The organism is Planctobacterium sp. AWH2_060 (assembly GCF_056158425.1).
On sequence record NZ_JBSWTG010000001.1, the window covers coordinates 1,374,732 to 1,399,412 of the forward strand.

Genomic DNA, 24,681 nt, shown 5'->3' on the forward strand with positions numbered 1-24,681 from the left:
ATGAGCGAACAATTAATAAATGCAGACAATAGCCCTTTGCCCTCCCCCACGCCCGGTCAGACTTTTGCACAAGGTGCATTAGTTAGTTTGCCGCTGATTGTTGCGGCAATTCCGTTCGCTATCGTTTATGGCGCATTAGGCGAAGCACTGCAGTTGAGCTTTTGGCTGGTTATCGCCATATCAATGTTCGTTTTTGCTGGTGCCTCACAATTTATCGCCCTTAATCTGATGGCCATCGGCGCACAGTTTCCCATCATTGTGTTTACCGTATTTTTAGTCAATCTCAGACATACCTTGTATTCCATGACACTGACGCCTTTTTTTAAAACGCAGGGATTCTGGCAAAAAATAGCAATGGCCTTCTCGCTGACTGACGAAACCTTTGCTGTAGTGGTAAATCGCGCAACTCAAAATAAACAACATCTGGGTTGGTTCTATGCCGGTTCCGCATTAGTTATGTATGTTAACTGGATATTCTGGAGCGCAATGGGATTTGCCGTTGGCGCCCAATTTCCGCAATTGCAACACTTTGGTCTGGATGTCGCTATGGTAGTAGCCTTTACCGGCATCGTTGTCGCCTCACTAAAAACCACCAGTCACTGGCATTGTATGATTGCGGCAGCTATTGCAGCTGTATTGACTTTTCACTGGCCCTATCAGCTGGGATTATTATTCTCTGCCTTTTTTGCCATTGCCGTTGGGGTGATTTCGGAGCGTCTCAGTAAAAAAACAGATGATCAGTTAATGGAGGAACAGATATGAATGAAATTCTATTGATTGCAGCCATGGCCATAGTTACCTTTATTCCCAGGTACCTGCCCTTTGCTTTGTCAGAGCGACTGCGCTTTCCAAAGCTGATTCAGGACGCGCTGCAATATGTGCCGGTGGCAGTACTCACCGTCATTATTGTGCAGTCCAGTTTCTTTCAGCAAAGAGAATTGCATTTATCGGGCAGTAACCCCTACCTGTGGGCAATTTTTAGCGCCTTTATCGTGGCCCGGTTACAAAAAAATATGTTGATCACCATTTTGTCGGGAATGGCTGCGTTTGGATTAGTGAAATGGTGGCTGGTTTAAATCAGCCCAAATTGCACAAATTCCCGTCATTGTGTTTTTTAAATAAACAACCAAACACAGCAACGCAGAATTTATAGGCAATTGATTAACTTTTTTTAGATTAGGTGTTGACAGTTTTCGGGGCATCCCTATAATGGCGCTCCACTTACCGGAGACGGTAAGCGAAGCAAGAAATGGGCGCTTAGCTCAGTTGGGAGAGCATCGCCCTTACAAGGCGAGGGTCACTGGTTCAAGTCCAGTAGCGCCCACCACTTTAACCTTTAAAGTGTTTTCATTTCAGGCTTCAACAATCCACATTTTATGTGGGCGCTTAGCTCAGTTGGGAGAGCATCGCCCTTACAAGGCGAGGGTCACTGGTTCAAGTCCAGTAGCGCCCACCAAATTTCTTAATTTGGTTCTTACTTTTAATTCAATCTAATCGACTTTCCTTTGGATTTTAAATACTCTGTTAGTTTTCGATTTACTTCCGGCAATATCGCTTTGTGTTTGATATTAAGTGAGTGATGAATGGTGTCGCAGTACAACTCTTTAAGCGCATAAACTGATTTAATCTCTTGTAATACCAATCAGTAATAGTATGTGATCGCTCAGCGTTAGTCTCATAGCCATGAGGTCGCGACGCGCGAGTGAAGGAATACTGGTGGTCTTTCGAGTCTCGCGCAAAGCTTATCGCATCCTGCTCTCGCCCCTTACCAACATCCTTGTTGGCAACAAAGAGATCATGGCTATGAGCAACGTCGAAGATGGGTTTGAAACGCATTTATGCTGCGTTAGATGTTTTTGATTTAGCCCCACTAGACCGGCAAACATCTGCCTTGCCTAAATGCGTTTCAATTCCCACTGAGTAGATCACATACTATTACTGATTGGTATAAATAATCCCCAGCGACAGAAAATACGATTGCATCCACCAGCTTTTCATCTAATAAACGGAGCAACTGATCATTTTCACTAACCTGCATTATATCAGCCTCAGCCTTTTCGAAATCATAATAAGGTGACGTCAGCATAGTTGATGCCAGCACCGCCTCATCGTTATTAAACAGCGATTCATTGCATTGTGCTTGCCCATTGCAGACAAGATAAGTACAAGCCCTTATCCAGGGCTGGGAAAGCACCATTATATTTGGGAAATCCAGTAGATAGCGTTTATAGCGAGCTACGTCCCCGTCTGCTAACCCCGTATCAACCTCTTTAAGTGAGCCAGCCCCTTCAGCTTTTACAAACTCAACCTGATATCCCAATTCATTGTAAATTTGTTTGAGTACAGGGATGTGGAAGTTTTCGGTTTCTTTGTGTTGTCTGTAAACTAATACTAAGGATTTGTCATTCGCCGCACCTACAGCCTGCCCGAGAAGCAACAGAGATAGCAGAATATACCCTAGCGAGATTGAACGGATTCTCATAACTATGCCAATACCAGGAATCCATTCGCATTAGCCAAATCGCAGCCAATCTTTGACAGCACTAATTAAATTAAAGACCGTCATAGTCATATATGCAACAAATGAGCAGGGTTAATATAAAATAACCCTGTGATACCAATGCTCTATAGCGCACAAATTCAACTACCAAATTAATTCCTAATCACAATATCACTTGCCCTTGTTTTAATATTTTTAAGCAGATAAAAAACCCCAGATCACTTCCTTCATTACTTTGCCAGGTTATTTGCACCAACCTTAATCTTTATCACAGAGCCAAATATTGAATCGCACCAAACCCCTTGCAAACGCAAATGATAATCCATATCATTTGCACACCCATTATTGTTTTAACACCTCACTCAACCTTCTGGTAATTATTAATGATTCATAAAAACACCATTTCTTCTTTTCCCAGTGGAAAGCGACACTCAATTATCGCTTTAAGTATTTTCAGTGCATTACAAATATCTCATCCAGCTTTGGCACAACAAAGCGCGGATACTAACGAATCTCCAGCAGCTTCTGAGCAACAGTCACAAAAGTCCGTTGAGCGCATTCAGGTCACCAGTCGGGCACTGAACCTGTACCGCAATGGCGAGTCTGACTCAGGAAAGTTAAGTGTCGACCCACTTAACTCCACCCAAATGATCAGTTCCATTAATGAGAATCTGATCAAAGACCAGGGAGCTCGTGACGCAAAAGATTTGTATCGCAACATTGCGGGTGTGAGTCTGTTTAGTTACGCCGGAGTCACAGCCCGCGGCTTTCGCCAGGAAGAAATCTACTTCGATGGATTAAGAGGTGACCCTTATGTTGGCTTTAACGTGCCGCAACTGTTCAATGTCGAACAACTGGACTTTCTAAAAGGTCCTGCGGGTATGCTTTATGGTGCAGGAGCGCCAGGTGGAATTTTTAACTATGTCACCAAAAAACCCAAAACCGAAACTCAAGCCAATGCCCGACTGATTCTGGGCACAGATAATCGATTCGGCGGCTCGGTGGAAGCCACTGGTGAGACCTTTAAAAATCAAAGTGGTCGAGTCGGTCTATTTTATGAAGAGCAAGACGGTTTTCGCGATAATACTGCCAGTGAAGTAACGATCGTTGACTTAGGTTATCGCTTTGAATTTGAAAAAGCCATGCTAACCACGCAATACACTCACTATGCACAAGACCTGGATGGCAACCGATTGCGCGGTGTTCCCACCGACGATAATGGCGAATTTTATACCGATGTAAGCTGGAATCACAACGAAGCTAGTGACTTTTTAGATCTGCGCTCTGATGTGTTTCAGCTTAGCCTGGAAGGCGCCATCACCAGTAATCTTAGTTATGATGCAAAAGTGCGCTTTATCGATAATGAGCAAGTCCAACAGTATCATGAGCCAAGAGTATTGTTAGACACCAATATGGACGACATTCCTGACTTAGTGTTACGTGAGTTCCGGGATCAAATCCGCGAGGAGCAGTCCACATCCGTCGGTATCAATTTTGAATATCAATCTACTGTATTCGGCGCGCAGCAGCGCACAGCATTTGGTATTGAGCATTTCGATGGGGATTTTGATGGCTATTTCGGTACTTATCGCCCATACAGCAATAACGATGATATCGCTGCGATAGTGGCCAGATACCTGGCTGGCGAATCTCTGGCAACTGATATCGTACCGTTAAGGCTCAATGATCCAGATTATGGGCTTACCGATTCAGATAGCTATCTGCCTAGCTACAGAGATTCCTCTTCAACACAAAAACGCCAGGGGGCTTATGTTCTGAATGAATTGGCATGGCAGCAATTTACTCTGGTAGCTGGTATCAGAACGGATAAGTTTGAAGATGGTTCTGGCGGCAACCAATTTGACGACACGGAGCAAACATTCCGACTGGGCGCCATATATAAACCCGCAGAGAATATTTCTATCTATACTCAGTGGGCAGATTCCTATCAACCACAAAGCATCGGTAATCAGGCTCCGGAAGTGGGCGGTTCCTTCCAACCCGTTACCGGCGAAATAATTGAACTGGGGATAAACGCCGAACTCTTTGATGAATCAACGCTGTTCCGTGCTGCTGTGTATCAAATCAAACGCCAAAACATATTGCAAAGCACCGGGTTAGATCCAGAGGGTGATGGCCGAGATAACTTTGCCGCCATAGGTGAAGTAACCAGTGACGGACTTGAAATTGAAGTCTTGTCTGACTTAACTGAAAACTGGGTGTTGAGCCTTGCGTACGCATACAACGATGCGGTTATCAGTGAAGACAACGGCAATGGTGGCTTTAGTAACAGTGTTGGTGATCAGTTCGCTAATGCACCACGCAATACTTTCGGTTTCTGGACCCGTTATCAAATCCCGCAATACAACCTGGCGCTGGCGTTTGGCGGTGACTACGTAGATGATCGACTCAGCTTGTCTGGACAAACCGTTAAATCTTACTTTATCGCTGATGCTTCAATTATCTATGAAGTTGACGACTATAGTGTATTGCTAAGGGTCGACAATTTGTTTGATAAGGAATATGCAGAATCGGGATTCCTTGCAAGAACCGGCCACTTTCCTGGCGAAACCCGCAGTGCCTTTGTGGAAGTTAACTATAAATTCTAAGCTAAAAGCTTTTGATAAAACGCTCCGTTTCGGGAGCGTTTTTTTATGTCTCAATTAAGATCAAACAGGCCTGAAAAAATATAGAAGGTCAGCCCTAAGCAAATAGCAATAAATATCAGGGAAAGCCATTTACCCCATGTCATGGGCCGAAGCGCCGACTGCCAGATAATAAGATTGCTGCCCTGCTCTTCTCGTTGCAGAGTCTGACGCAGACTTCTATCCGTTTTCGCAATCCGTATTCCGTAAATGTAAGTTCCACTGATAGCCAGTACTGACAGAATGATACCAAACACGAAATAAACTATCTTAGAAGACAGCCCCGCAAAAGTGCCAAAATGTAGAGGGTCAGCAGCCTCTGAAATACGCAAGTGCAGGTTCATCTCTTCTCCGCGCAAAATTTGCAGCACGTCGCCGCTTACCGGGTCAAAACTGATAGCGTTAACCCGAGGTCGTACCAAAACCGCTTCCGCTTGCCCCTGAAAGATCACAGTCTGTCCGGCTTTTTGTGGAAAAACGATTCGTTCTATTTGCAAGCCCGGATATTCCAAAGCGACTTGCTTTAACATTGCTTCGAAGCGTTCAGGTGTCGGTAACACCGCCTCATCGACAGCCTGCTCTGAAATGGCTTGTGCACGGTGTGGATATTGCGCATTTGCTCCCCACTTTTCTGCCAGGTACCATACACCGGTCAGCGAAATAATCAGCACAAACCACATGCTCCACACACCGGTGAGACGGTGCATATCAGCCCAAAAAAGCTGTTTATTGCGAGTTCGGGGCAATCGGGTAAATCCTTTCCACCACCCTTTGTAGACAACGAAACTGGTAAGCAGCGACAACAGCATAAAAACACCCAGAATGCCCACAACAGTAATACCGACCACAGTGGGAAGCATCAGATGGCGGTGGGACATTCTGAAAAACCGCTGCCAATTGTACCAACGCCCGTCCCCTTGGTAAGCGCCATAGGTAGGATGAAAATAGTGCCGGTGCAGTTTATCCGGGTATTGATAAATGGCTTCCATTGCAAACCAGGGATCAACAGGCGCATTAATATACATTAGTCTCGCTGGCTCAAATTGCTCGTATGCGGCACGGTATACCGTTTCAAATCGCACCTGACTCACTGATTCAGGCGCAACACGCATGGCTTTATTGGTAGCCCAATCAAGCTCATTAGATAACACCGCGAAAGTACCGGTGATCAAAACAAATGACATCAGGATCGCCAGTTTAAAACCAACAAAACTGTGAATACGAAACCAAAAGGCTCTGTCCATAAAATATGAATTTCCGAAAATAGCGGTGAAAGTTACTTAATCGTTGGCAGGTGGAAATTAGCTTGCCGCAATGGTCAGTCCCATAAAGTCAGTCTGTAAACGACTCTGAATGACTTGAGAAACTATCAGGAACAACCTCAAATATTCGTAATATTAATAATTACAGTTATCATTTACAAGGAGTGAGTGCAAATCTCTCGAGGATCACCTGGTTGTAGATTCTATATCTCTCTATAAATAATATTGTGATTCAGGCTTACTTAATTTGAACTAATACATATCAATTACTTGAGTTAGGGCTTAGTTTTGCAGGAAAGTTACAAGACTAAGGTAGCTTTAATAGGCTATATGATATCTATCAGTAACAAAGCCAGCCATAATTTTTTACCATCAAAAACAATAGCTTAATTTAAAGGTGGATATTTAAAATTCACAATTGAGTCTGTTAAATTCCACTGCTAAGATGAGCTCGCACTTTTCATGGAGTATCTATATGAAAACCGGAGTCTTTCGCTTAGCTTTTCTAATTTGGTTCTGCTTTGCATTCAAAACTAATGCTCATCTCTCTGCCCCTGAAGTCCCTGACTTAACCGCCTTTACAGCGCAACCTGAAATCGTCGCGACATCACAGGATAGTTATGTTGCTGTACAACGCTATAACGATGGTTTGGGTGAAGTGGTGTTTTATCGCTCAGTAAAATCCGGCCAGACGATTAAAGTCCATCGCAACCTCAAGGGTGAGCTGAACTTTCAGATTAACTTCAAAGGTCAGGACCGGTTTTTCAAATTAAGCTCGGATGGTTCAGTGGCAGAAAAATACCTACACAACGAACAGGCTAACTTTCACGACCACGTTGTTGTACCGGGTGCAAAGCAAACGCTAAAACTCCCTTTAGAGCAAAAGCATATTGCCAATTTAAAGCAAACCCAGTCGAAAGTTATCGAAGACAATGTGGTATACACCAGTTTTGTGGTAACTCCTCAGTCGTTAAGCCAGGTACTGATCACCGCACTATCTAAAGAGATTAGTATCGAAGAGGTATTCGCTCAGCTTATTGATTACAGCAATCTAATCTTGGTGAATTCTGAAGTGTACGACTTTCGATTTGCACTTGGAGACATTATTACTATCTCTGATGTAAGTGATATCACCGATTTGGTAACTCTTTCTGATAATCCAACCTACCCCATCAACAAAGCCATTTTGGAAGGGAAAGCAGAACGCATCGTTTATTTGTATCACCCCGACATGCAACCGGGCATTGGCGGTTTTGCACGTTTATGGCCCTTCACAAATGATGATTATAATCAGGGTGCGTTAACATCTGAATCCAGTCGACATGTGTTTCTTTCTGACATCCACGTAGATATTGATGACATGGTATTAACTCATGAGCTAGGCCACTCTATGGGCCTGCAACATGAAAGAACAGATTTGCTGGTCAGTCACGACTATGCCATTCCATATGGGTTTAGTACGACTATCGACAACAAGAATGTCGGCTCTGTGATGCAATCGGGGGGCGTTTCGTTTGACAAATTTAGTAACCCGGATTTATCAATAAACGACCAGGCCATTGGTGTTGCAGAAACAGAGCTCGATGCTGCTGATGCCAGTGAATTCTTAAGAAAAACCTGGCCCCTGTCTACTCGTTCAGCACCTTTAACTGATTTAAATTTCAGTCAGAATACAGATGGGTTAACAATAAGCTGGTTAAGCAACGGAGATTACTCTCAAACGCAGTTGCTGGAGCTAAACAGCGAGTTCTGTTCAGACTTTTTTGTCCGCAATTTAAGCAACTCCCACGATATTGCAACAAACCAAAACAACCTGACGTTGTCTGATAATCCAATTCAAAAGTGCCTGGTTTTGATAGGCTATTATGAACACAACGGAATAGTGCTACCTGAAATTATAGCTTTACGTCAGACACCCGAATTTGTGACCAGCATTGATATCAGCAGTGGGCAACAAATCTATTACGCTTCTGAGAGTGAGCCAGTCAATATTGCTTTTAGCCACTCATCACTACCTTCAGACAGTAACTTATCAGTCACTATCGAAGAAACGAAAAACGGCTCTAGCCAGTTTAGTGATATTGCCAACTCAGGCATCAGTGATGCAGTGACAGTATCTCTGAATAGCCAGACAACAGAAACCACCTTGAATATTGCATTTACTGACAATCCAGTAAAACTCGCTAGCTTGCTTTCAGCTTTGAGCATTCGTGATTCCAGAGCCCGCGGTATTCGCTTTAGAGTGCGCTTATGTGAAGGCGACGACGCCTGTTTTGATAGTTCACGCTTTTTGGCAGAAACCTATGTCACCGTCAATATTGAATCACTGTTAGCTTCAATGCCACAAATACACCTGGATGAGGTGGCAACACTATTTGCCAGCAGCACAGATAGTCAGATGATAACGGGAGAGATTCACAACGTAGCTGATACTGACGATATCGAGATAAAAGTAAGTGGACAGTCACAAGAAGAGTGGCAATTGCTTAGCAGTGAACTGACTTATGATACTACCATAAACGGCTACCGTTTTAGTGTTGAAGTCCCGCGCCCTGAAAGCTGGCTGTTTGCTCACCACGCAATTGAAATTTCAGTGAAAAACACAGGGTTAGTGCAACTAGCTCCGGTTTACTGGACGGCAATGCCAAGGGTAGAAATGGATACAGCCTCAGAAATATCCGTGATTGATAACGAATATTTCAATATGGCTGGTACCGTAATAAACGTCTGGAATGAAGTCTCGGATTTGTTCATTTCCTTCCCGGCTATTAGCCTCGAATACGCGGGTCAGGCCACCACACCTAACAGTGTCTGGATTGAGAATGACGATGGTAGCATCAGCTTCCGCCAGACCGGCCTTGCCACAAGAGAAGGTAAAGTGCTCTACAATCTATCGGCCTATATTGAACAGGTGAATCGATTTATACCGCTGAGGAGCATACTGGTAAATGTACTCGCGGATAACGACAATGATGGTATGGCAGATGAATGGGAAGTGTTGTACGGTTTGGATCCCAGCATCGATGATAGCCAATTGGATTCAGACAATGATGGCATCTCCAACCTGGTAGAATATCAAAACCGAACTTCGCCAATTGCAGAAGACAGCGATAGTGATGGTATACCGGATAGCGAAGATGCCTACCCTAACGATGCTACTCGAAGTGAACAAGTAGCAGAACAGCCTTCGAGTGAAGTCGGCAAGCTGGCCTGGAAAAACGCGATTGGCACTACTGCCAATAATAAACTAGCGGCAAGCTCTGAACAGTTGTACCTATTAACCGGCAGCAGAGAGCTCAGCGCCTATGACCGCAGCGGAAATTGGCTTTGGAGCTATCGCACCCTTTCCTACTACCCTGAAATATCTGTCATCAATGACGTTATTTATTTGTCTGGCGATTATAGCTCTGTAGAAGCAATTTCGTCACAAGGTGAAAAAATATGGGAACAGCGTTTTGCTTCCAGTTGGTTAGAAAAAGGCCTGACACCGGTACGTTCCAACGGTGACACACTGCTCACATCAGCCCAAATTGATGGCAGTTCTTACCTGGTCGCCATGAATCTTGAGGGTGACAAACTGTGGCAACTACAAACGGATGAAATCATCAGCTCCATTGGCAGCGTTAATCAGCTCTACTACGTGGTACTGGACAATGCCACTGTATTACAGGTAACGAATGACGGTTCGGTAAACTGGCAATACACTCCTCCGTCCCAAACTGCATTTGCCGGTAATTACGGCACCATCGCCCTGGACAACAACGGCAATCTTTATTATGCCGCCTATGATAATGGCACCTATTTAATCGCCCTTGATGCCTCAGGCAACGAATTATGGCGCAATAGCAGTTGTTGTACTCACGCAGGTATAGTTATCGATGCAAACGGTACACTTTGGACAGGTGAAGGTGGTTTAATGACCGCCATTAATACGGTAACTGGCGAGGAAATTCGTCAGGTTCGCTCTGCTGGTGATATCACAGGCTTTGTGAGTGATGAAGCTGGTGCCATTATCTCAGGCACTCGCAGTGGTTACGTCAGTGCACTTTTACCTGAAGCGACGCGATTTGGCGAGCTACAATGGCAATACAATGTAAAAGCCGAAAATAATTGGCGAGATGTCTATACTGACATCGGCCGGGTCACCTCCCCACTGGTGTTAATGGATAAAAAGCTCATTTTCCTGACAGAGGAAGGCGAGTTAGTTGCTCTAAACACATCCCACAATCTGGCATCTGAAACCTGGGCCAGCATCGGAGGAGACAACGGCAACTCAGGCAGTGCCAGTATCTTAATAGAGGACTCAACTCCTGCCACGGCCTATGATTATGATGGTGATGGCCTGGCAGATATCGCAGTGAGAAGAGCCAGCAGCCACATTCAGTATATTGCCAACTCCAGTGACGATGAAATACAACGAGTTTCCTTCGGTACCCAATCCTCAGACATCCCGATATCCGGTGATTTTGATGGTGACGGCATAACAGATATTGCCGTCAGACGGCCATCCACTCACTATTGGTATATCAAAAATTCTTCTGGTGTAGATCACATCAGTGGCTTTGCTGATGGCATCAGCCGGGTAAAATTCGGCACCCAAAGTGAGGACATTCCGGTTCCTGCCGATTATGACGGTGATGGTATTGCAGATATCGCAATCAGACGTCCCTCAAATCAAATGTGGTATATCAGAAACTCCTCTGGCGTTGACTCATTAACGGGCTTTAGTGATGGCATCAGTCGACTGAATTTTGGCAAGCAAAGTGAAGATATTCCGGTCCCGGCAGATTATGACGGCGATGGTAAAGTGGATATTGCCGTAAGACGTCCGTCTAATCAGATGTGGTACATTTACAACAGTTCAGACTCTGCAATACAACGCTTCAATTTTGGTAAACAAGCCGGAGACATCCCGGTTGCCGCTGATTATGATGGCGATGGCAAGGCCGATATTGCAGTCAGACGACCATCCAGTCAGATGTGGTATATCCTCAATAGCTCAAATGGTGAGATACAACGCATTCACTTTGGCAAACAAGCTGAGGATATTCCGGTTGTTGCCGATTACGATGGCGATGGCAAAGCCGATGTTGCAGTCAGACGCCCCTCCAATCAGATGTGGTATATCCTCAATAGTTCAAACGGCGAAATTCAGCGAGCCAACTTTGGTAAACAGGCAACTGACATTCCTTTGGCTGCGCCGATTTCCACCAGAATGAACATGTTGCAGGGCAATACCGAATTACTGCGGAATCGCCTTGCTGACAAAAAAGCATCCTGGTTGTCCGGCTGGCTGTAAACCAGGAGGGTGACAACAATTAACCGGTGGTGGAATTCAGCAATAATGCCTGGAAACCACTACCGGACAGGGCAAATGAGGGGAAATGAGGGGAAAAACACGCAAGACTACAAGGCGCCCTGCAGCTCTTTACGCACAATTTCTGCCCCCTGGCTCAAAGCATTGAGTTTACCTCTTGCCACCTTGCGTGATAGTGGTGCCATACCACAGTTGGTGCAGGGATACAGCTTATCGGCATCCACATATCTGAGGGCTTTGCGCAGGGTGTCGGCCACTTCTTCCGGTGTTTCAATAGAATTACTCGCCACATCAATGGCCCCTACCATCACCTTTTTACCTCGCACCAGTTCCAGTAATTCAATCGGCACTCTGGAGTTGTGACATTCCAAAGAGATAATATCGATGGCGGATTTTTGCAGTTTTGGAAATATTTCTTCGTACTGTCGCCATTCTGAGCCCAGCGTCTTTTTCCAGTCGGTATTGGGCTTAATGCCATATCCGTAGCAAATGTGCACCACGGTTTCACATTTAAGTCCTTCGATAGCTCTTTCCAATGTCGCTATACCCCAGGCACTGACATCTTCGAAAAATACGTTAAATGCGGGCTCATCAAACTGGATGATATCAACCCCTGCGGCTTCCAGCTCTTTCGCTTCCTGATTGAGAATTTTGGCAAACTCCCAGGCCAGCTTTTCACGACTTTTATAGTGCGCATCGTACAAAGTATCGATCATGGTCATGGGACCAGGCAATGCCCACTTGATGGGTTTGTCTGTTTGCTGGCGCAAAAATTTAGCATCCTCTACAAACACCGGTTTAGTGCGACTAACCGCTCCAACAACAGTTGGCACGCTGGCTTCATAACGGTCACGGATCTTGACTGTTTTACGATTTTCAAAATCCACGCCATTAAGGTGTTCGATAAAGGTGGTAACAAAGTGCTGACGGGTTTGCTCACCATCACTCACAATATCAATTCCCGCTTGTTGTTGTTCTTGTAATGACACACGCAGCGCATCCTGCTTGCCATCGATAAGTTCCTCTTCCTGTAATTTCCAGGGAGACCATAATTGCTCGGGTTGAGCTAGCCACGCAGGTTTTGGCAAGCTACCGGCAGTAGACGTAGGTAAAAGTGTTTTCATAATTAAGATATCTCTGTGAGTTATAGGGCGTAGTTAGCAGACCATTGTTCCAGCAAGGCCTGATACGGCTTAATAAAATATTGCTCTGCAAATTTGCCTTGTTTAATTGCTAATTTGCTACGCTCCTCACGGTCATAAACGATCTGTGTGAGTGAATGGTCTCGGTTTTTTAAATCAGGCTGATAGCGTTTTCCTGCCACGGCATTGGCGTTGTAGATTTCCGGGCGGTAGATCTTTTGAAAGGTCTCCATGGTACTGATGGTACTGATCAACTCCAGGTTGCTGTAATCGCAAAGCAAATCCCCAAAGAAATAAAAGGCTAACGGGGCAACACTGTCCGGCGGCATAAAGTAGCGCACCTGTAAGCCCATTTTTTTGAAATATTGCTCCGTAAGTGAAGACTCATTGGGTTGATATTCTATACCCAGAACCGGATGCTGATTTTCAGTGCGGTGATAGACCTTATTGTCTGACACACTGAGACAGATTACCGGAGGCTTAGCAAAGTGCTGTTGATAAACCGGAGAATTCACAAAGTTTTTAAATAACTTGCCGTGAAGCTCGCCAAAGCCTTCAGGAATACTAAAACTGTTGCGGCCTTTATTGTGCTCTGGCAGCACCACACTGAAATCATAATCCCGAACATAAGAAGAAAAGTTGTTGCCCACGATGCCTTCAGTGCGCTTATTAGTTCTTCGATCCAGGATGTTGGTTTTTAATATTTCGATAGTGGGAAAACTTTGGCCACTACCCGCAATTTCCATATCTACCGAGACGATTTCCAGTTCCAATGCATAGCGTTCTGCATTGGGATTATCCCAGTTCGCCAGTGCATTAAAGCGGTTATCGACCATCTGCAGGGCGTTTTGTAGGTTTTCTTGGCGCCGCTCACCTCTTGCCAGATTGGCGAAATTGGTGGTTATGCGAGTGTTATCAGCGGGTTGATAGTTTTCATCAAAAAGCTGTTTTTTTATAGTAAAGATAAAGTCATTACTCATAGTGCTATTCAATCCAGTCTTACGAACTTACTGAACAGAGCGCGGCATTGCCTTTGTAGTGAGTTCGATGTTATTCCATGGAGATATTTATACCCATTCACATACATGAATAAAAATGACTTTATTTCATTTAAAGATGAATTATTTTCATAAGTTTATTGGCGCAATGACGGATACATTATTGCACTGCTGATATACCTGCCAGAGCATACAGCTCTGATAACAATGGAAATGCGTCATGGTATTTTTCAATCGCTACGCTGAAACAATTCTTGGCAAGATCCCCTCGAACCGGATGTTATCTCTGGATGTTTTTCGTGGACTGACTATAACCGCAATGATTCTGGTCAATAATCCAGGTAGTTGGTCTTATGTTTATGCACCTTTAAGCCATGCGCAATGGCATGGCTGGACACCCACCGACTTGATTTTTCCATTTTTTATTTTCATCGTCGGGGTATCCATCAGCTTGTCTGTGGCTGTGATGCAAAGGAAAGGGGTAACTAAATCAGATATCACACGAGCATCAGCAATTCGTGCCGCAAAATTGTTTGCCCTGGGACTGTTCTTAGCCCTGTTTTACTTTAATTTTGTAGCCGGTAACTACGACTGGTTGCAACAACGTTTGTATTCCATTCGCATTTTAGGGGTTCTACAGCGCATCGCCATTGTCTACCTGTTCTGCGTGGTGGCTTGCCTGTACTTACCTAAACGGTACTTTTACAGTCTGGCTCCTGCCCTACTCCTTATTTATACTGGTTTGATGCTTTACATGCCATACAGCGATGCCGAGGGTAATGTTTATCAAGGCTTACTGGTTAAAGGTAATAATCTGGCGGCTTGGTTGGATCACATGATACTGACCACTAGACATGTATACGATAACACCACTCATCCATTTAGCTACGACCCTGAAGGTTTGTTAAGTACCCTACCGGCTATAGTCTCTTGCATATCTGGGGTAGCAGTTGGGGAGTATTTGCAAAACTCCACTCAAAGTAAGACTCCACTGTCGATACAAATAAAAAAATTACTGGCATGGGGAGTGGTACTGACTGTTTTGGGCTGGCTTCTGGATGGCGCTTTTCCTATCAATAAACAATTGTGGTCTCCTACTTTTGTATTGTTGTCCTCCGGGGTTGCCATTCTGTCGTTGGCATTGTGTATCTATATTATCGATTATCACAGCATGAAAACATGGACCGCTCCCTTTATTGTTTTTGGCGCAAACTCCATTGCTTTTTACATGTTTGCGGGCATTGTTGAACGTGTGTTACTCATGGTACCAGCGCAAAACATGGCATTGAAAGAATTCCTGTTTTCACATGTTTATCAACCCTTGCTGGGCAATTATAATGGTTCACTAGCCTGGTCATTCACCTTTCTGATTATGTCTTATGGGGTGTTTCACTATATGTATAAAAAGGACATTATATGGAAAGTGTAATAGATACTAATTTTACTGGAATGAGATTCAGCACAGGCTTATGACGAACCTTCTTGAGATCAGTCAACAAGTCGAAGATTGTCTGGTGGCCCGCAATCTCAGGGGCATGAAAGCCATGCAGTCAGAGTTGCGTCCTGGTTACTTTTTACGGGCCGCCAAAACGCTATTCCACTGTCAGGGTAATATACTCATTGGCACCGGGTTCCCTGTAGATCACACTTTTGAAACTGATGGGCCGGTAGCCGCTATTTTACTTTATGAATCGCTACAATCTTTGGGGAAAACACCTCATCTGGTTTGTGGTGACCCACTATATTCTCAGCTTAAAGAGGATTATCGGGTAATCCCTATTAATGTTAATGATATTCTGGGAGCACCACTTTACACACAGCAAGTCCTGACCCGGTTTAAACCAGGTGCAATTGTGTCTATCGAAAGACCCGGACTTAATGCCGCCGGTAGTTACTGCAACATGCGTGGTGAAGATATTTCAATCCGCTGTGCCAGTTTTGATTTTTTTATGAGTCAGGCAAATTGCCCCACCATCGCTATTGGTGATGGCGGCAACGAGATTGGTATGGGCAATATAGCCCCCGCTCTGGCTTCATTGAATATCATTCCTTCCATCACTCAATGTGATGAACTTTTGATAGCCGATGTCTCGAATTGGGCAGCCTATGGGTTGATTGGATTGATGAGTCTTTGGCACCCTGATGATCTACTGGGAACTCTGGACGTTGAAAGTATATTAAAATACCTTTCACTCAGAGGCAGTGTCGATGGTGTTACCCGCCGAAACGAGCTGACTGAAGACAGTTTATGCTTTACTGCAGGGTATGACGTTCTCAATCAAATCAGAAAGATCATAGCCAATGCCAAAATCTAGCTTATTTAGCATAGACACGTTCAACATTTATTGAATAAGAGCCCGTAAATAATGCTGACAGCACAATCCACACCCCAAGAGATACGCCTGGCGATAAGACGTGGTGAACATCGTACACACACATCTGGTCTGGCAAAGGGCTTTGTACAATGCAACTTGGTGATTTTGCCCAAAGAACTGGCGGATGAATTTGCCCAATTTTGCCAACTTAATCCCAAGCCCTGCCCCATCATTGCCAGCAGCCAATTTCCCAGTGATTTTAAGTTAGCGGATGCCGGACAAGATATCGATATCCGAACGGATTTCCCTTCCTATCGGGTGTTTAAAGATGGACAATTCAGTGCTGAAGTATCAGATATCAGGGATATCTGGCGCGATGATTTTGTGGTTTTTCTGTTAGGCTGTTCTTTTTCTTTTGAAGAAGCATTGATTAGCGCAGGAATTGAAATACGGAACATTTCAGAACAAAAAAATGTCCCCATGTATGAAACCAATATTCCCTGTCAGTCTGCCGGGCGATTTAGTGGCAATATGGTGGTGAGTATGCGGCCCATGAAAGCAGCTGACGCAATCAATGCCATTCAGATTTGTGGGCGTTATCCGTCAGTACATGGTGCTCCGGTACATTTTGGTGATCCATCTTTAATTGGCATTAAAGACTTGAGCCAACCTGACTTTGGCGACGCGGTTACAATTCACGACGATGAAGTCCCCTTATTCTGGGCCTGTGGTGTCACACCACAACTAGCCATCATGAATGCAAAACCAGAACTTTGCATTACCCATAGTCCGGGTAGTATGTTGGTGACTGATCTGAAAAATAGTGATTTTGCAAAAGGTTGAAAACTCCCATGATTAAACTCAACTGTGATTTAGGCGAAAGCTTTGGTGCATGGCAAATGGGCATGGATCACGCGGTGATCCCGCATATTGATATGGCCAATATTGCTTGTGGTTTTCATGCTGGTGATGCCAACGTAATGGCGGCCACGTTAAAACACACAGGGGAATGCAAAACCGAAATTGGCGCCCATCCAGGTTATCCGGATCTCGCAGGCTTTGGACGCAGAACCATGCATATCGCTGCTAACGAACTCATTAATTTACTGCACTACCAGATAGCCGCACTGGAGGGTATGGCCAGAACTCAACAGCAACAAATTACCTATGTAAAACCTCACGGCGCCCTGTATAACCAAATGATGGCAGAACCCCAAATTCTGACCACAGTTATGGAAGCAATAGCCAGATATCCCACTCCGCTAAAGTTGATGTTACTGGCGACTCAACAAGCGGAGCAGCACGCTCAACAAGCGAAAACAATGGACATCGGATTGCTGTTTGAAGCCTTTGCAGATCGCCGTTATGACGACAAAGGCCATCTGCTTAGCCGCAGTCAGCCAGGCGCTGTGCTCAATGAACAACAAATCATCGAACAGGTTGAACAACTTGTGCGAGAGGGAACGGTTGCTACCAGCAGCGGCAAAAGCCTGGCTATACAAGCCGATACTCTGTGTGTACACGGGGATAACCCGGAATCAATAAATCTGATTAAACGCCTAAAACAACTATGCAGCAAAAAATGACCAGCAACACCCGCTTTTCAAAGGTTGTTGTTGCTTCAGAAAATGCCCTGATGGTGTATTTTGCGGACTCTCCAAGCAAAACAGTTTCCGCTCAAATTACCGCAGTACAGAGCATTGTTAGCGAAACGCTAAACGATAAATTATTGGATCTCGTGCCATCGTTTAACTCACTCCTGGTTATTTATGATGCCCTGAATACTGACCATTTTTATGTAAGCCATGCGATTGAACAGGCCTATAGCAAAGCGGTGCAATTAGAGGTACAGCAAGCGCAGGGCAAGCTGGTGACCCTGCCGGTATATTATGCTGAGGAATCAGGTCCGGATCTGCAAGTTATTGCCAACGAAAAAAACATATCAGTAGATGAGGTAATACAATGTCACAGCGCTATAGAGTATCAGGTGTACTCTATCGGTTTTGCACCAGGGTTCGCCTACCTGGGAGAAGTCGACCCGGTAATTGCCATGCCACGCCTGCAAACACCTCGTAAAAAAGTGCCCAAAGGCGCAGTGGCTATCGCCGATAGACAGACCGCAGTTTATCCGTCACAAAGCCCCGGCGGCTGGAATATCATTGGTCTTTGCCCCACTCCCTTATTTGATTTATCCCAAACACCAGCCATGCCATTTGATGTCGGTGATAGGGTTTGCTTCAAATCGATAGACAGAGCCGAATATCTGGCACTTGGAGGCGAACTATATGACATCTAAATCCCTGCCAGCTTTTAAAATTATTAACGCTGGTATGCTCAGTCTGATCCAGGATGCCGGTCGATTTGGTCAGGCTCGACTAGGTTTAACCACCGGTGGTCCGGCCGACGAACTGGCCTTTATGTGGGCGAATAGATTGCTGGGAAATCCCAGCAACAGTTCCACCCTTGAAATAACCATGGGCGGACTGCAACTTGAATCACTAGACGCAGGGCAGATTTGTATTACCGGTGCAACATGCAAGGTTAGTTTGAATAACACGGAAATCGCACAATGGCGCAGCTACAATATCGCTAAAGGCGATATTCTCAACATCGATTTTGCCACTGCCGGCTGTCGAATCTACCTGGCAGTGGGCGGCGGTTTCAGTCTGACGCCGCAACTTAACAGCAGCGCCACTGTAGTACGAGAGGGTATCGGTGGCTTTGACGGCAAACCATTAAAGGCAAACCAAGTTTTAGAGCGCTTTTTTCATCAACCCCAGCCTTTATTGGGTATGCAGCCAGAAGATATCCCGGATTACTCACAAAAGCTGCAATTACGGCTGGTAAAGGGCTATCAATATGATAATTTCGAGAGTCTGCAAAAAGCCCGCTTTTTTAGTAATAGTTATATAGTAAGCCAACTAGCCGACAGAATGGGCTACCGGCTAACCGGTGCAGCAATTGAATTTCCTACCCGCACCATGTTGTCAGAAGGCATAGCTCAAGGGGCGGTGCAGATACCAGCAGACGGTCAACCTATTGTCTTAGGTAAAGACCGACAAACGATTGGGGGTTACCCCAAAATAGGCAGTGTATTATCATTAGACTTAAGCAGGCTAATGCAAACCACAGCAGGTGCAACAGTTGAATTTACCCCTATCACTATCGAAGAAGCTCACAACCAGCTTCATCTTGCCCGGGCGAAATTCAACAACACGACTATGCAACAATACGCTGAGTGATCCATCGCTCAGAGTGACATTCAATAGCGCAATAAAAACGAATAGACTTAATCTTCTTTCTGGAATTAGAAAACAATGAATCAGGTTTACTTAAATGGGGAATTCCTACCTGCTGAGCAAGCAAAAATCTCCCCTATGGATCGCGGCTTTTTATTTGGCGATGGTGTATACGAAGTAATCCCATCCTATCAGGGCAGAATGGTAGGTTTTGAACCTCATATCAATCGTCTCAATAACGGCCTGAAAGAGCTGAAGATTCCGTTGTCCACCCAACTCCAGGATTGGCGGACCTTGTGCGAAAAGCTATTGTCTTTAAATGGCTCAGGTAACCTGGGTATTTATATTCAGATAAGTCGTGGAGCCGACACCAAACGCAGTCACGCTTATCCTCAGGGAATTAGCCCCACTGTGTTTGCCTTTGCTTTTGAAATCCCCGCTGCGCCAGTGGCTGATATCAACAACGCCAAAACTGCTAAAGTCATTACTACCACGGACAGACGCTGGCAACGTTGCCACATAAAGTCTACGTCGTTATTGGGTAATGTAATGCATTATCAACAAGGCGTTGAAAGTGATGCCAATGAAACCTTGCTGTTTGACCAATCTGATTATCTGACCGAAGCCAGCTCTTCAAACGTGTTTATTGTTAAAAACAGCCATATCGTGACACCGCCCCTGAGTAACGCGCTGTTGCCAGGTATTACCCGGCAACTGATTTTAGATATCTTAAAGAAGCACAGCGAATTTTGGGTATCTGAGGCTCAAATCAGTAAAAATGATGTTTTAAACGCAGACGAAGTATGGCTCAGCAGCTCTTCCAAAGAAATCATGCCGGTAGTTCAGGTTGACGATAAGCTGATCAATAACGGTACGCCAGGAGAAATCTGGCAGCAGGCACAGGCATTATATTCGATACATAAGTTCGACTATTAATATCTGATAAGCGGAACCCCGGTTCCGTTTATTTATACCCAAATCACCTCAAAATGCTAGCTTTCAGCGTGAGATAAAAAACGTTTAGACAAGTAAAAATGACGTAGGCATGGTTGCTCTCACGTCAAGTCATTTTAATGCAGTATAAACGTTTTTTAGCCACGCCCTTCGGGAGCTACACAGCACTTCCATTACTGTGTTGCATGTGTTTGAAAGGTAGCCGACATTCCTTCTCACATGCGCCTTGTACTGAAAGCGCTTTGATAGCTCTGAAACAGTATCTTGAGGTGATTTGGGTATATGCTCTTCACGCGCTGGTTAATAGTATGCTGGTTTCACTGTTCAGCACCCCATCAATCAACCTGACATCCCGTAATACGTGATCAAACTCCACCAGGTTTCCTGCCACGATTTCAGCCACCAAATCCCATGCACCATTAGTGGTATGTAGTTTTTGTAACTGGGGGATACCTTTTAATTTTTGGATCACCTGTGCAGTGGACTTGCCTACCACCTCAATCATCATTATCGCCCGCACAACATTGCTTTCAATTTCTTCATGAGCGCGAACCGTAAAACCCAATATTGCACCACTGGACACCAGCCGATCTAAACGATTCTGTACAGTTCCTCGGGATACTTTAAGCTCAGCAGCTAATTGGGAAATTGAAGCGCGACCATCACTGCGTAACAGCGCTAACAATTGTCTGTCGAGACTATCATGTAAATAGGGTACGCTCTTTTGACTACTCATTGTCTCACCCAACTTTTATACAAATATTTCATTTTGATAGATTACACCTAGCAAACTGCAAAAATAAACCAGATTTTATACAAATTTTTGACATTTATACTAATCCACTATTCGTAGTACGCTTATCCCAACAAAAAGAATAAATCCAGCAAACGTGGAGAATAAACAATGGCGATGAACCCGCAATCCCCTTCGTCTGTGGTGATGATCAGGCCGCATCAATTTTGCCCTAACCCACAAACTCTGAGTGACAATAAATTTCAACCTTCAGAAGTTAGTATCCCAACACCAGAAATCGTCCGTATCGCCTATCAACAAGTCAGTCAGGTAGCGAAAACACTGCAACACCATGGCATTGGCGTGCATCTGTTCGAAGACACCGGCACCGAAACACCAGACTCGGTGTTTCCCAACAACTGGTTTTCCACTCATACCGGTGGACAGGTGGCAATCTACCCTATGTATACGGAAAACCGACGCAAGGAAAGGCGCTCCGACATTATCGAAATGCTAAAACGAGAGTATCGGGTGCAAGACGTGGTGGACTATTCTGGATTGGAGTATGACAACTTGTTTCTGGAAGGCACCGGTGCCATGGTACTGGACCATCTGGAGCGAGTCGCCTACGCAGCACAATCAAACCGAACGGATTCCATAGCCCTTGAGCGATTTTGTTCACACTTCAATTTTGAACCCATGGTATTTAAAGCAGCCGATAGCAGTGGCGCCCCCATTTACCATACCAATGTGCTCATGTGCATAGGTACAGATTTTGTGATGGCTGGGTTTGATATGATGCAGGATTTGCCGCGTCGGCAGGAAATTATCCGTCGTTTTGAAAACAGCGGCAGACAAATCATTTCTCTTAGCGAGCAGCAAATCAACCGATTTTGCGGTAATGCGCTGGAACTGCAAAGCAAACAAGGTCGGTTATTGGCCTTATCCGAAACCGCATTCAAGGCTCTTGATAAAGAGCAAATAAGGCAACTGGAACAACATGTCACACTGCTGCCACTGGATGTTTCCATGCTGGAATTAGCGGGTGGCTCCATACGTTGCATGTTGGCAGGAGTTCATTTATCGAAACGCTAATTTGTCAGGGTCAGTTTATTGATTGGCCCGGCTCAATATTTTTCAATCGAGCTAAAAATGCTGGCACTTCGTTTGCGCCTTCTTCTGGCGCCCAGCTGGCAAAGCCCTTGTCATCTAATGGGATATATACCCAAATCACCTCAAGATGCTAGCTTTCAGCGTGAGATAAAAAACGTTTAGACAAGTAAAAATGACGTAGGCATGGTTGCTCTCACGTCAAGTCATTTTAATGCAGTATAAACGTTTTTTAGCCACGCCCTTCGGGAGCTACACAGCACTTCCATTACTGTGTTGCATGTGTTTGAAAGGTAGCCGACATTCCTTCTCACATGCGCCTTGTACTGAAAGCGCTGTGATAGCTCTGAAACAGTATCTTGAGGTGGTTTGGGTATAAGGCCCCTGTTTTACCTCGAAAAAGGTGGCGGGTTGCTGCAAAGGTACCACTGTATGCCAGACACCAGGAGGAATTTCTAAACCTTTGATATCACCATTAGCTGACAAATGATAACGCTCCTGGCATACCACCTGCTCATCAAAGATTAAAAAAGCCACTTCGCCGGAAACCATCAAAAAGAACTCCCATTTATTCAACTCCAGATGTCTATGAGGTCGGACATAAGAGTCTGGATACAGGGTGATAAACAGGCGCTGGACGGCGGCATCTGGCCCATGGTGAATATTGCAGTTACTACGCTTGCGAGGGCTGCTGGCGGCTTTCTCATCGAGCTCGGCAAATAACTGATTATCAAATAGTTTAATGGTCATTCGATGCTTCTTCTGAATGTTTAGTTCTGCTAGATTAAAAGCTACATCCGATAAATTCAAAAACGATAATGTCAATTCCCCAAACATCCAGAAATTTCACTATTGCAGCAATAGCCAGTTTTATGATGGCAGCCATCTTCTATTTTCAATTGGATGCTAAAAACTCTACTTTCTCGGCTATGATGGCGGGGTTTACGCTCTTGTCTTTAGCTCTTTACCAGGTACAGCAAACCCGCAATCTAATTTTCACCCTCTGGATATTTGTCGCTTTTTGTTTCGGGCTGTTGTTTCCAGACACCATTTTGCAGGTTAAGGATTTCGATACCAAACAACTCATTATTCCGCTTTTAATGCTGATCATGTTTGGTATGGGCTGTACCATTAGCTTCGCTGATTTTGTTCGGGTTTTGTCCATGCCTAAAAGCGTCGTCATCGGTCTGTTGTGCCAATTCAGTCTAATGCCACTCATTGGTTTTGCACTGGCAACGCTATCGCAATTGCCACCGGAAATAGCTGCGGGAATTATTTTAGTGGGCTGCTCACCCAGCGGCCTGGCATCTAACGTAATGAGCTACATTGCTAATGCCAATGTCGCTTTATCCTTAACATTAACCGCCATCGCCACACTACTTTCGCCATTTATTACGCCATTTTTAATGCAGCTACTGGCAGGAGAATTGATCACAATTAACAGCTCGGCCATGTTTTTCAGTATGCTTAAAATTGTGTTCCTGCCGGTACTGGTGGGCTTAGTGATAAATCATTTTTTCCGGCAAAAGATACAACTGTTGAAGCGAATTTTTCCTCTGATTTCTATGTCGGGTATCGTGGTCATTCTGGCGATTATTGGTGCGGCGGGAAAAGAGGCTATTCTGAGCATTGGGCTTTTATTGATCGCCATTGTCTTAGTGCACAACCTGCTGGGATTTGGCCTGGGTTATAGTCTGGCAAAACTGCTGAAGCTCGAAGAACAGGACGCCCGAACAATTGCTTTTGAGGTAGGAATGCAAAATTCCGGATTAGCGTCCGGCATCGCTCTATCCATGCAAAAACTGGCCACTATGGGACTGGCACCTGCGTTTTTCAGCCCGGCAATGAACATTACCGGTTCACTATTGGCCACCTGGTGGCGCAGCAGTGCCAATCAGTAAAAACACTGAACTGAATCAGGCGGCAGCCACCTGATTCAGATAAACATCTTCACTGATGATATCGCGATTATTTTGCACTGAGTCCAACCAGGCGCGCCCAATCAGATGATCATACTCGTGTAAAAATATGCGGGCTAAGAAGCCGTCAAAGCGTCTGCGCTGCATTTCCCCATGGGTATTTTGGAAGAACACTTCAACCCAGTCGGCTCTTGCCACCTGACCGCGAATTCCTGGAATACTCAGGCAACCTTCCCAATCCGTGACGGTATCTTTTGATTGCGCAATGATACGCGGATTAATGACCACTAAAGGTTCCATCTGCGGTGCATCGGGATAACGCTTATTGGGCCTGGAGACAATAATCATAACTTGTCTTGCACAAAATACCTGAGGCGCGGCAATACCTACACCGCCAGCTTCGGCCATTTTGTCTTGCAAACGCATCACAAACTTATCTAATTCCTGATCAAATTCGGTCACGGGGGCTGCCGCTTGACGCAAAACCGGTTCGCCCAGCTTGGCAATTGTTAACACGTCAGGGTAATGTTCAAATTCATTCATAATG

The 24,681-nt window shown here is 44.9% G+C and carries 20 protein-coding genes and 2 tRNA genes; 15 read left to right on the forward strand and 7 right to left on the reverse strand.

Going from position 1 to position 24,681, the window contains the following annotated elements; translation table 11 throughout:
* The 4 genes from ACXAD8_RS06045 to ACXAD8_RS06060 all read left to right on the forward strand — a co-directional run bounded on the left by ACXAD8_RS06045 (position 1) and on the right by ACXAD8_RS06060 (position 1,456).
* Positions 1-762: an AzlC family ABC transporter permease gene (locus ACXAD8_RS06045; protein ID WP_475226138.1), complete on the forward strand. Its 762-nt coding sequence runs from the start codon at positions 1-3 to the stop codon at positions 760-762.
* Entirely contained in the window at positions 759-1,076 is a 318-nt protein-coding gene (locus tag ACXAD8_RS06050) for an AzlD domain-containing protein (RefSeq protein ID WP_475226141.1), read from the forward strand. The genes ACXAD8_RS06045 and ACXAD8_RS06050 overlap by 4 nt, the downstream gene beginning before the upstream one ends.
* Before the next feature lie 175 nt (positions 1,077-1,251).
* Positions 1,252-1,327 (forward strand) — tRNA-Val (locus ACXAD8_RS06055).
* Between the two features lie 53 nt (positions 1,328-1,380).
* Positions 1,381-1,456, forward strand: a tRNA-Val gene (locus ACXAD8_RS06060).
* Positions 1,457-1,906: 450 nt separating this feature from the next.
* On the opposite strand, the gene ACXAD8_RS06065 is transcribed toward ACXAD8_RS06060, so the two are convergent.
* Positions 1,907-2,482 (reverse strand): hypothetical protein, encoded by a 576-nt coding sequence (locus ACXAD8_RS06065; protein WP_475226144.1) that lies wholly within the window; start codon positions 2,480-2,482, stop codon positions 1,907-1,909.
* 401 nt (positions 2,483-2,883) lie between these two features.
* Here ACXAD8_RS06065 and ACXAD8_RS06070 point away from each other — a divergent pair, with 401 nt between their 5' ends.
* The gene (locus tag ACXAD8_RS06070; RefSeq protein WP_475226146.1) at positions 2,884-5,109 is read left to right on the forward strand and encodes a TonB-dependent siderophore receptor; all 2,226 of its coding nucleotides are present in this window, start codon (positions 2,884-2,886) and stop codon (positions 5,107-5,109) included.
* Positions 5,110-5,159: 50 nt separating this feature from the next.
* Here ACXAD8_RS06070 and ACXAD8_RS06075 read toward each other — a convergent pair whose 3' ends face one another.
* Positions 5,160-6,389, reverse strand: a complete 1,230-nt coding sequence (locus ACXAD8_RS06075) for a PepSY-associated TM helix domain-containing protein (RefSeq protein WP_475226149.1) — start codon at positions 6,387-6,389, stop codon at positions 5,160-5,162.
* Between the two features lie 493 nt (positions 6,390-6,882).
* Between ACXAD8_RS06075 and ACXAD8_RS06080 the strand changes: the two genes are divergently transcribed.
* Complete coding sequence (locus tag ACXAD8_RS06080) at positions 6,883-11,706, forward strand: FG-GAP-like repeat-containing protein (RefSeq protein ID WP_475226151.1); 4,824 nt, start codon at positions 6,883-6,885, stop codon at positions 11,704-11,706.
* 107 nt (positions 11,707-11,813) lie between these two features.
* Here ACXAD8_RS06080 and ACXAD8_RS06085 read toward each other — a convergent pair whose 3' ends face one another.
* Complete coding sequence (locus tag ACXAD8_RS06085; RefSeq protein WP_475226154.1) at positions 11,814-12,848, reverse strand: methionine synthase; 1,035 nt, start codon at positions 12,846-12,848, stop codon at positions 11,814-11,816.
* A 20-nt stretch (positions 12,849-12,868) separates the two neighbouring features.
* Positions 12,869-13,846: a DUF1852 domain-containing protein gene (locus ACXAD8_RS06090; RefSeq protein ID WP_475226157.1), complete on the reverse strand. Its 978-nt coding sequence runs from the start codon at positions 13,844-13,846 to the stop codon at positions 12,869-12,871.
* Between the two features lie 238 nt (positions 13,847-14,084).
* Here ACXAD8_RS06090 and ACXAD8_RS06095 point away from each other — a divergent pair, with 238 nt between their 5' ends.
* The 7 genes from ACXAD8_RS06095 (at position 14,085) to ACXAD8_RS06125 (ending at position 20,354) form a co-directional block, all read left to right on the forward strand.
* On the forward strand, positions 14,085-15,293 hold the full coding sequence (locus ACXAD8_RS06095) for an acyltransferase family protein (protein ID WP_475226159.1): 1,209 nt from the start codon (positions 14,085-14,087) through the stop codon (positions 15,291-15,293).
* A 40-nt stretch (positions 15,294-15,333) separates the two neighbouring features.
* Positions 15,334-16,179 (forward strand): glutamate cyclase domain-containing protein, encoded by an 846-nt coding sequence (locus ACXAD8_RS06100; RefSeq protein ID WP_475226162.1) that lies wholly within the window; start codon positions 15,334-15,336, stop codon positions 16,177-16,179.
* 51 nt (positions 16,180-16,230) lie between these two features.
* Entirely contained in the window at positions 16,231-17,022 is a 792-nt protein-coding gene (locus tag ACXAD8_RS06105; RefSeq protein ID WP_475226164.1) for a putative hydro-lyase, read from the forward strand.
* Between the two features lie 11 nt (positions 17,023-17,033).
* Positions 17,034-17,765 carry a 5-oxoprolinase subunit PxpA gene (locus tag ACXAD8_RS06110; RefSeq protein WP_475232893.1) on the forward strand — a complete coding sequence of 244 codons (732 nt, stop codon included), beginning with the start codon at positions 17,034-17,036 and terminating at the stop codon, positions 17,763-17,765.
* Positions 17,762-18,475: a 5-oxoprolinase subunit PxpB gene (pxpB, locus tag ACXAD8_RS06115; protein ID WP_475226167.1), complete on the forward strand. Its 714-nt coding sequence runs from the start codon at positions 17,762-17,764 to the stop codon at positions 18,473-18,475. The genes ACXAD8_RS06110 and pxpB overlap by 4 nt, the downstream gene beginning before the upstream one ends.
* The gene (locus ACXAD8_RS06120) at positions 18,465-19,421 is read left to right on the forward strand and encodes a 5-oxoprolinase subunit C family protein (RefSeq protein ID WP_475226169.1); all 957 of its coding nucleotides are present in this window, start codon (positions 18,465-18,467) and stop codon (positions 19,419-19,421) included. The genes pxpB and ACXAD8_RS06120 overlap by 11 nt, the downstream gene beginning before the upstream one ends.
* Positions 19,422-19,496: 75 nt before the next feature.
* On the forward strand, positions 19,497-20,354 hold the full coding sequence (locus tag ACXAD8_RS06125) for a D-amino acid aminotransferase (RefSeq protein WP_475226172.1): 858 nt from the start codon (positions 19,497-19,499) through the stop codon (positions 20,352-20,354).
* A 307-nt stretch (positions 20,355-20,661) separates the two neighbouring features.
* Here the strand turns inward: ACXAD8_RS06125 and ACXAD8_RS06130 are convergent, their stop codons facing one another.
* Positions 20,662-21,108, reverse strand: coding sequence for an Lrp/AsnC family transcriptional regulator (locus tag ACXAD8_RS06130; RefSeq protein WP_475226175.1), 447 nt, complete (start codon positions 21,106-21,108; stop codon positions 20,662-20,664).
* 168 nt (positions 21,109-21,276) lie between these two features.
* Between ACXAD8_RS06130 and ctlX the strand changes: the two genes are divergently transcribed.
* Complete coding sequence (gene ctlX, locus ACXAD8_RS06135) at positions 21,277-22,200, forward strand: citrulline utilization hydrolase CtlX (protein ID WP_475226177.1); 924 nt, start codon at positions 21,277-21,279, stop codon at positions 22,198-22,200.
* A gap of 267 nt (positions 22,201-22,467) precedes the next feature.
* Here the strand turns inward: ctlX and ACXAD8_RS06140 are convergent, their stop codons facing one another.
* Complete coding sequence (locus tag ACXAD8_RS06140) at positions 22,468-22,965, reverse strand: WbuC family cupin fold metalloprotein (protein WP_475226180.1); 498 nt, start codon at positions 22,963-22,965, stop codon at positions 22,468-22,470.
* 68 nt (positions 22,966-23,033) lie between these two features.
* Here ACXAD8_RS06140 and ACXAD8_RS06145 point away from each other — a divergent pair, with 68 nt between their 5' ends.
* On the forward strand, positions 23,034-24,116 hold the full coding sequence (locus ACXAD8_RS06145; protein ID WP_475226183.1) for a bile acid:sodium symporter family protein: 1,083 nt from the start codon (positions 23,034-23,036) through the stop codon (positions 24,114-24,116).
* A gap of 15 nt (positions 24,117-24,131) precedes the next feature.
* Here ACXAD8_RS06145 and def read toward each other — a convergent pair whose 3' ends face one another.
* Positions 24,132-24,677, reverse strand: coding sequence for a peptide deformylase (gene def, locus ACXAD8_RS06150; protein WP_475226185.1), 546 nt, complete (start codon positions 24,675-24,677; stop codon positions 24,132-24,134).
* Positions 24,678-24,681: the final 4 nt, after the last annotated feature.

Bases quoted from the DNA above. Each gene is read 5' to 3' on its own strand.
- ACXAD8_RS06100 (WP_475226162.1), top strand. From the start codon at position 15,334: ATGACGAACCTTCTTGAGATCAGTCAACAAGTCGAAGATTGTCTGGTG.
- ACXAD8_RS06045 (WP_475226138.1), top strand. From the start codon at position 1: ATGAGCGAACAATTAATAAATGCAGACAATAGCCCTTTGCCCTCCCCC.
- pxpB (WP_475226167.1), top strand. From the start codon at position 17,762: ATGACCAGCAACACCCGCTTTTCAAAGGTTGTTGTTGCTTCAGAAAAT.
- ACXAD8_RS06140 (WP_475226180.1), bottom strand. From the start codon at position 22,965: ATGACCATTAAACTATTTGATAATCAGTTATTTGCCGAGCTCGATGAG.
- ACXAD8_RS06090 (WP_475226157.1), bottom strand. From the start codon at position 13,846: ATGAGTAATGACTTTATCTTTACTATAAAAAAACAGCTTTTTGATGAA.
- ACXAD8_RS06070 (WP_475226146.1), top strand. From the start codon at position 2,884: ATGATTCATAAAAACACCATTTCTTCTTTTCCCAGTGGAAAGCGACAC.
- ACXAD8_RS06145 (WP_475226183.1), top strand. From the start codon at position 23,034: ATGTCAATTCCCCAAACATCCAGAAATTTCACTATTGCAGCAATAGCC.
- ACXAD8_RS06105 (WP_475226164.1), top strand. From the start codon at position 16,231: ATGCTGACAGCACAATCCACACCCCAAGAGATACGCCTGGCGATAAGA.
- ACXAD8_RS06065 (WP_475226144.1), bottom strand. From the start codon at position 2,482: ATGAGAATCCGTTCAATCTCGCTAGGGTATATTCTGCTATCTCTGTTG.
- ACXAD8_RS06095 (WP_475226159.1), top strand. From the start codon at position 14,085: ATGGTATTTTTCAATCGCTACGCTGAAACAATTCTTGGCAAGATCCCC.
- ACXAD8_RS06120 (WP_475226169.1), top strand. From the start codon at position 18,465: ATGACATCTAAATCCCTGCCAGCTTTTAAAATTATTAACGCTGGTATG.
- def (WP_475226185.1), bottom strand. From the start codon at position 24,677: ATGAATGAATTTGAACATTACCCTGACGTGTTAACAATTGCCAAGCTG.
- ACXAD8_RS06130 (WP_475226175.1), bottom strand. From the start codon at position 21,108: ATGAGTAGTCAAAAGAGCGTACCCTATTTACATGATAGTCTCGACAGA.
- ACXAD8_RS06080 (WP_475226151.1), top strand. From the start codon at position 6,883: ATGAAAACCGGAGTCTTTCGCTTAGCTTTTCTAATTTGGTTCTGCTTT.
- ACXAD8_RS06050 (WP_475226141.1), top strand. From the start codon at position 759: ATGAATGAAATTCTATTGATTGCAGCCATGGCCATAGTTACCTTTATT.
- ctlX (WP_475226177.1), top strand. From the start codon at position 21,277: ATGGCGATGAACCCGCAATCCCCTTCGTCTGTGGTGATGATCAGGCCG.
- ACXAD8_RS06075 (WP_475226149.1), bottom strand. From the start codon at position 6,389: ATGGACAGAGCCTTTTGGTTTCGTATTCACAGTTTTGTTGGTTTTAAA.
- ACXAD8_RS06125 (WP_475226172.1), top strand. From the start codon at position 19,497: ATGAATCAGGTTTACTTAAATGGGGAATTCCTACCTGCTGAGCAAGCA.
- ACXAD8_RS06085 (WP_475226154.1), bottom strand. From the start codon at position 12,848: ATGAAAACACTTTTACCTACGTCTACTGCCGGTAGCTTGCCAAAACCT.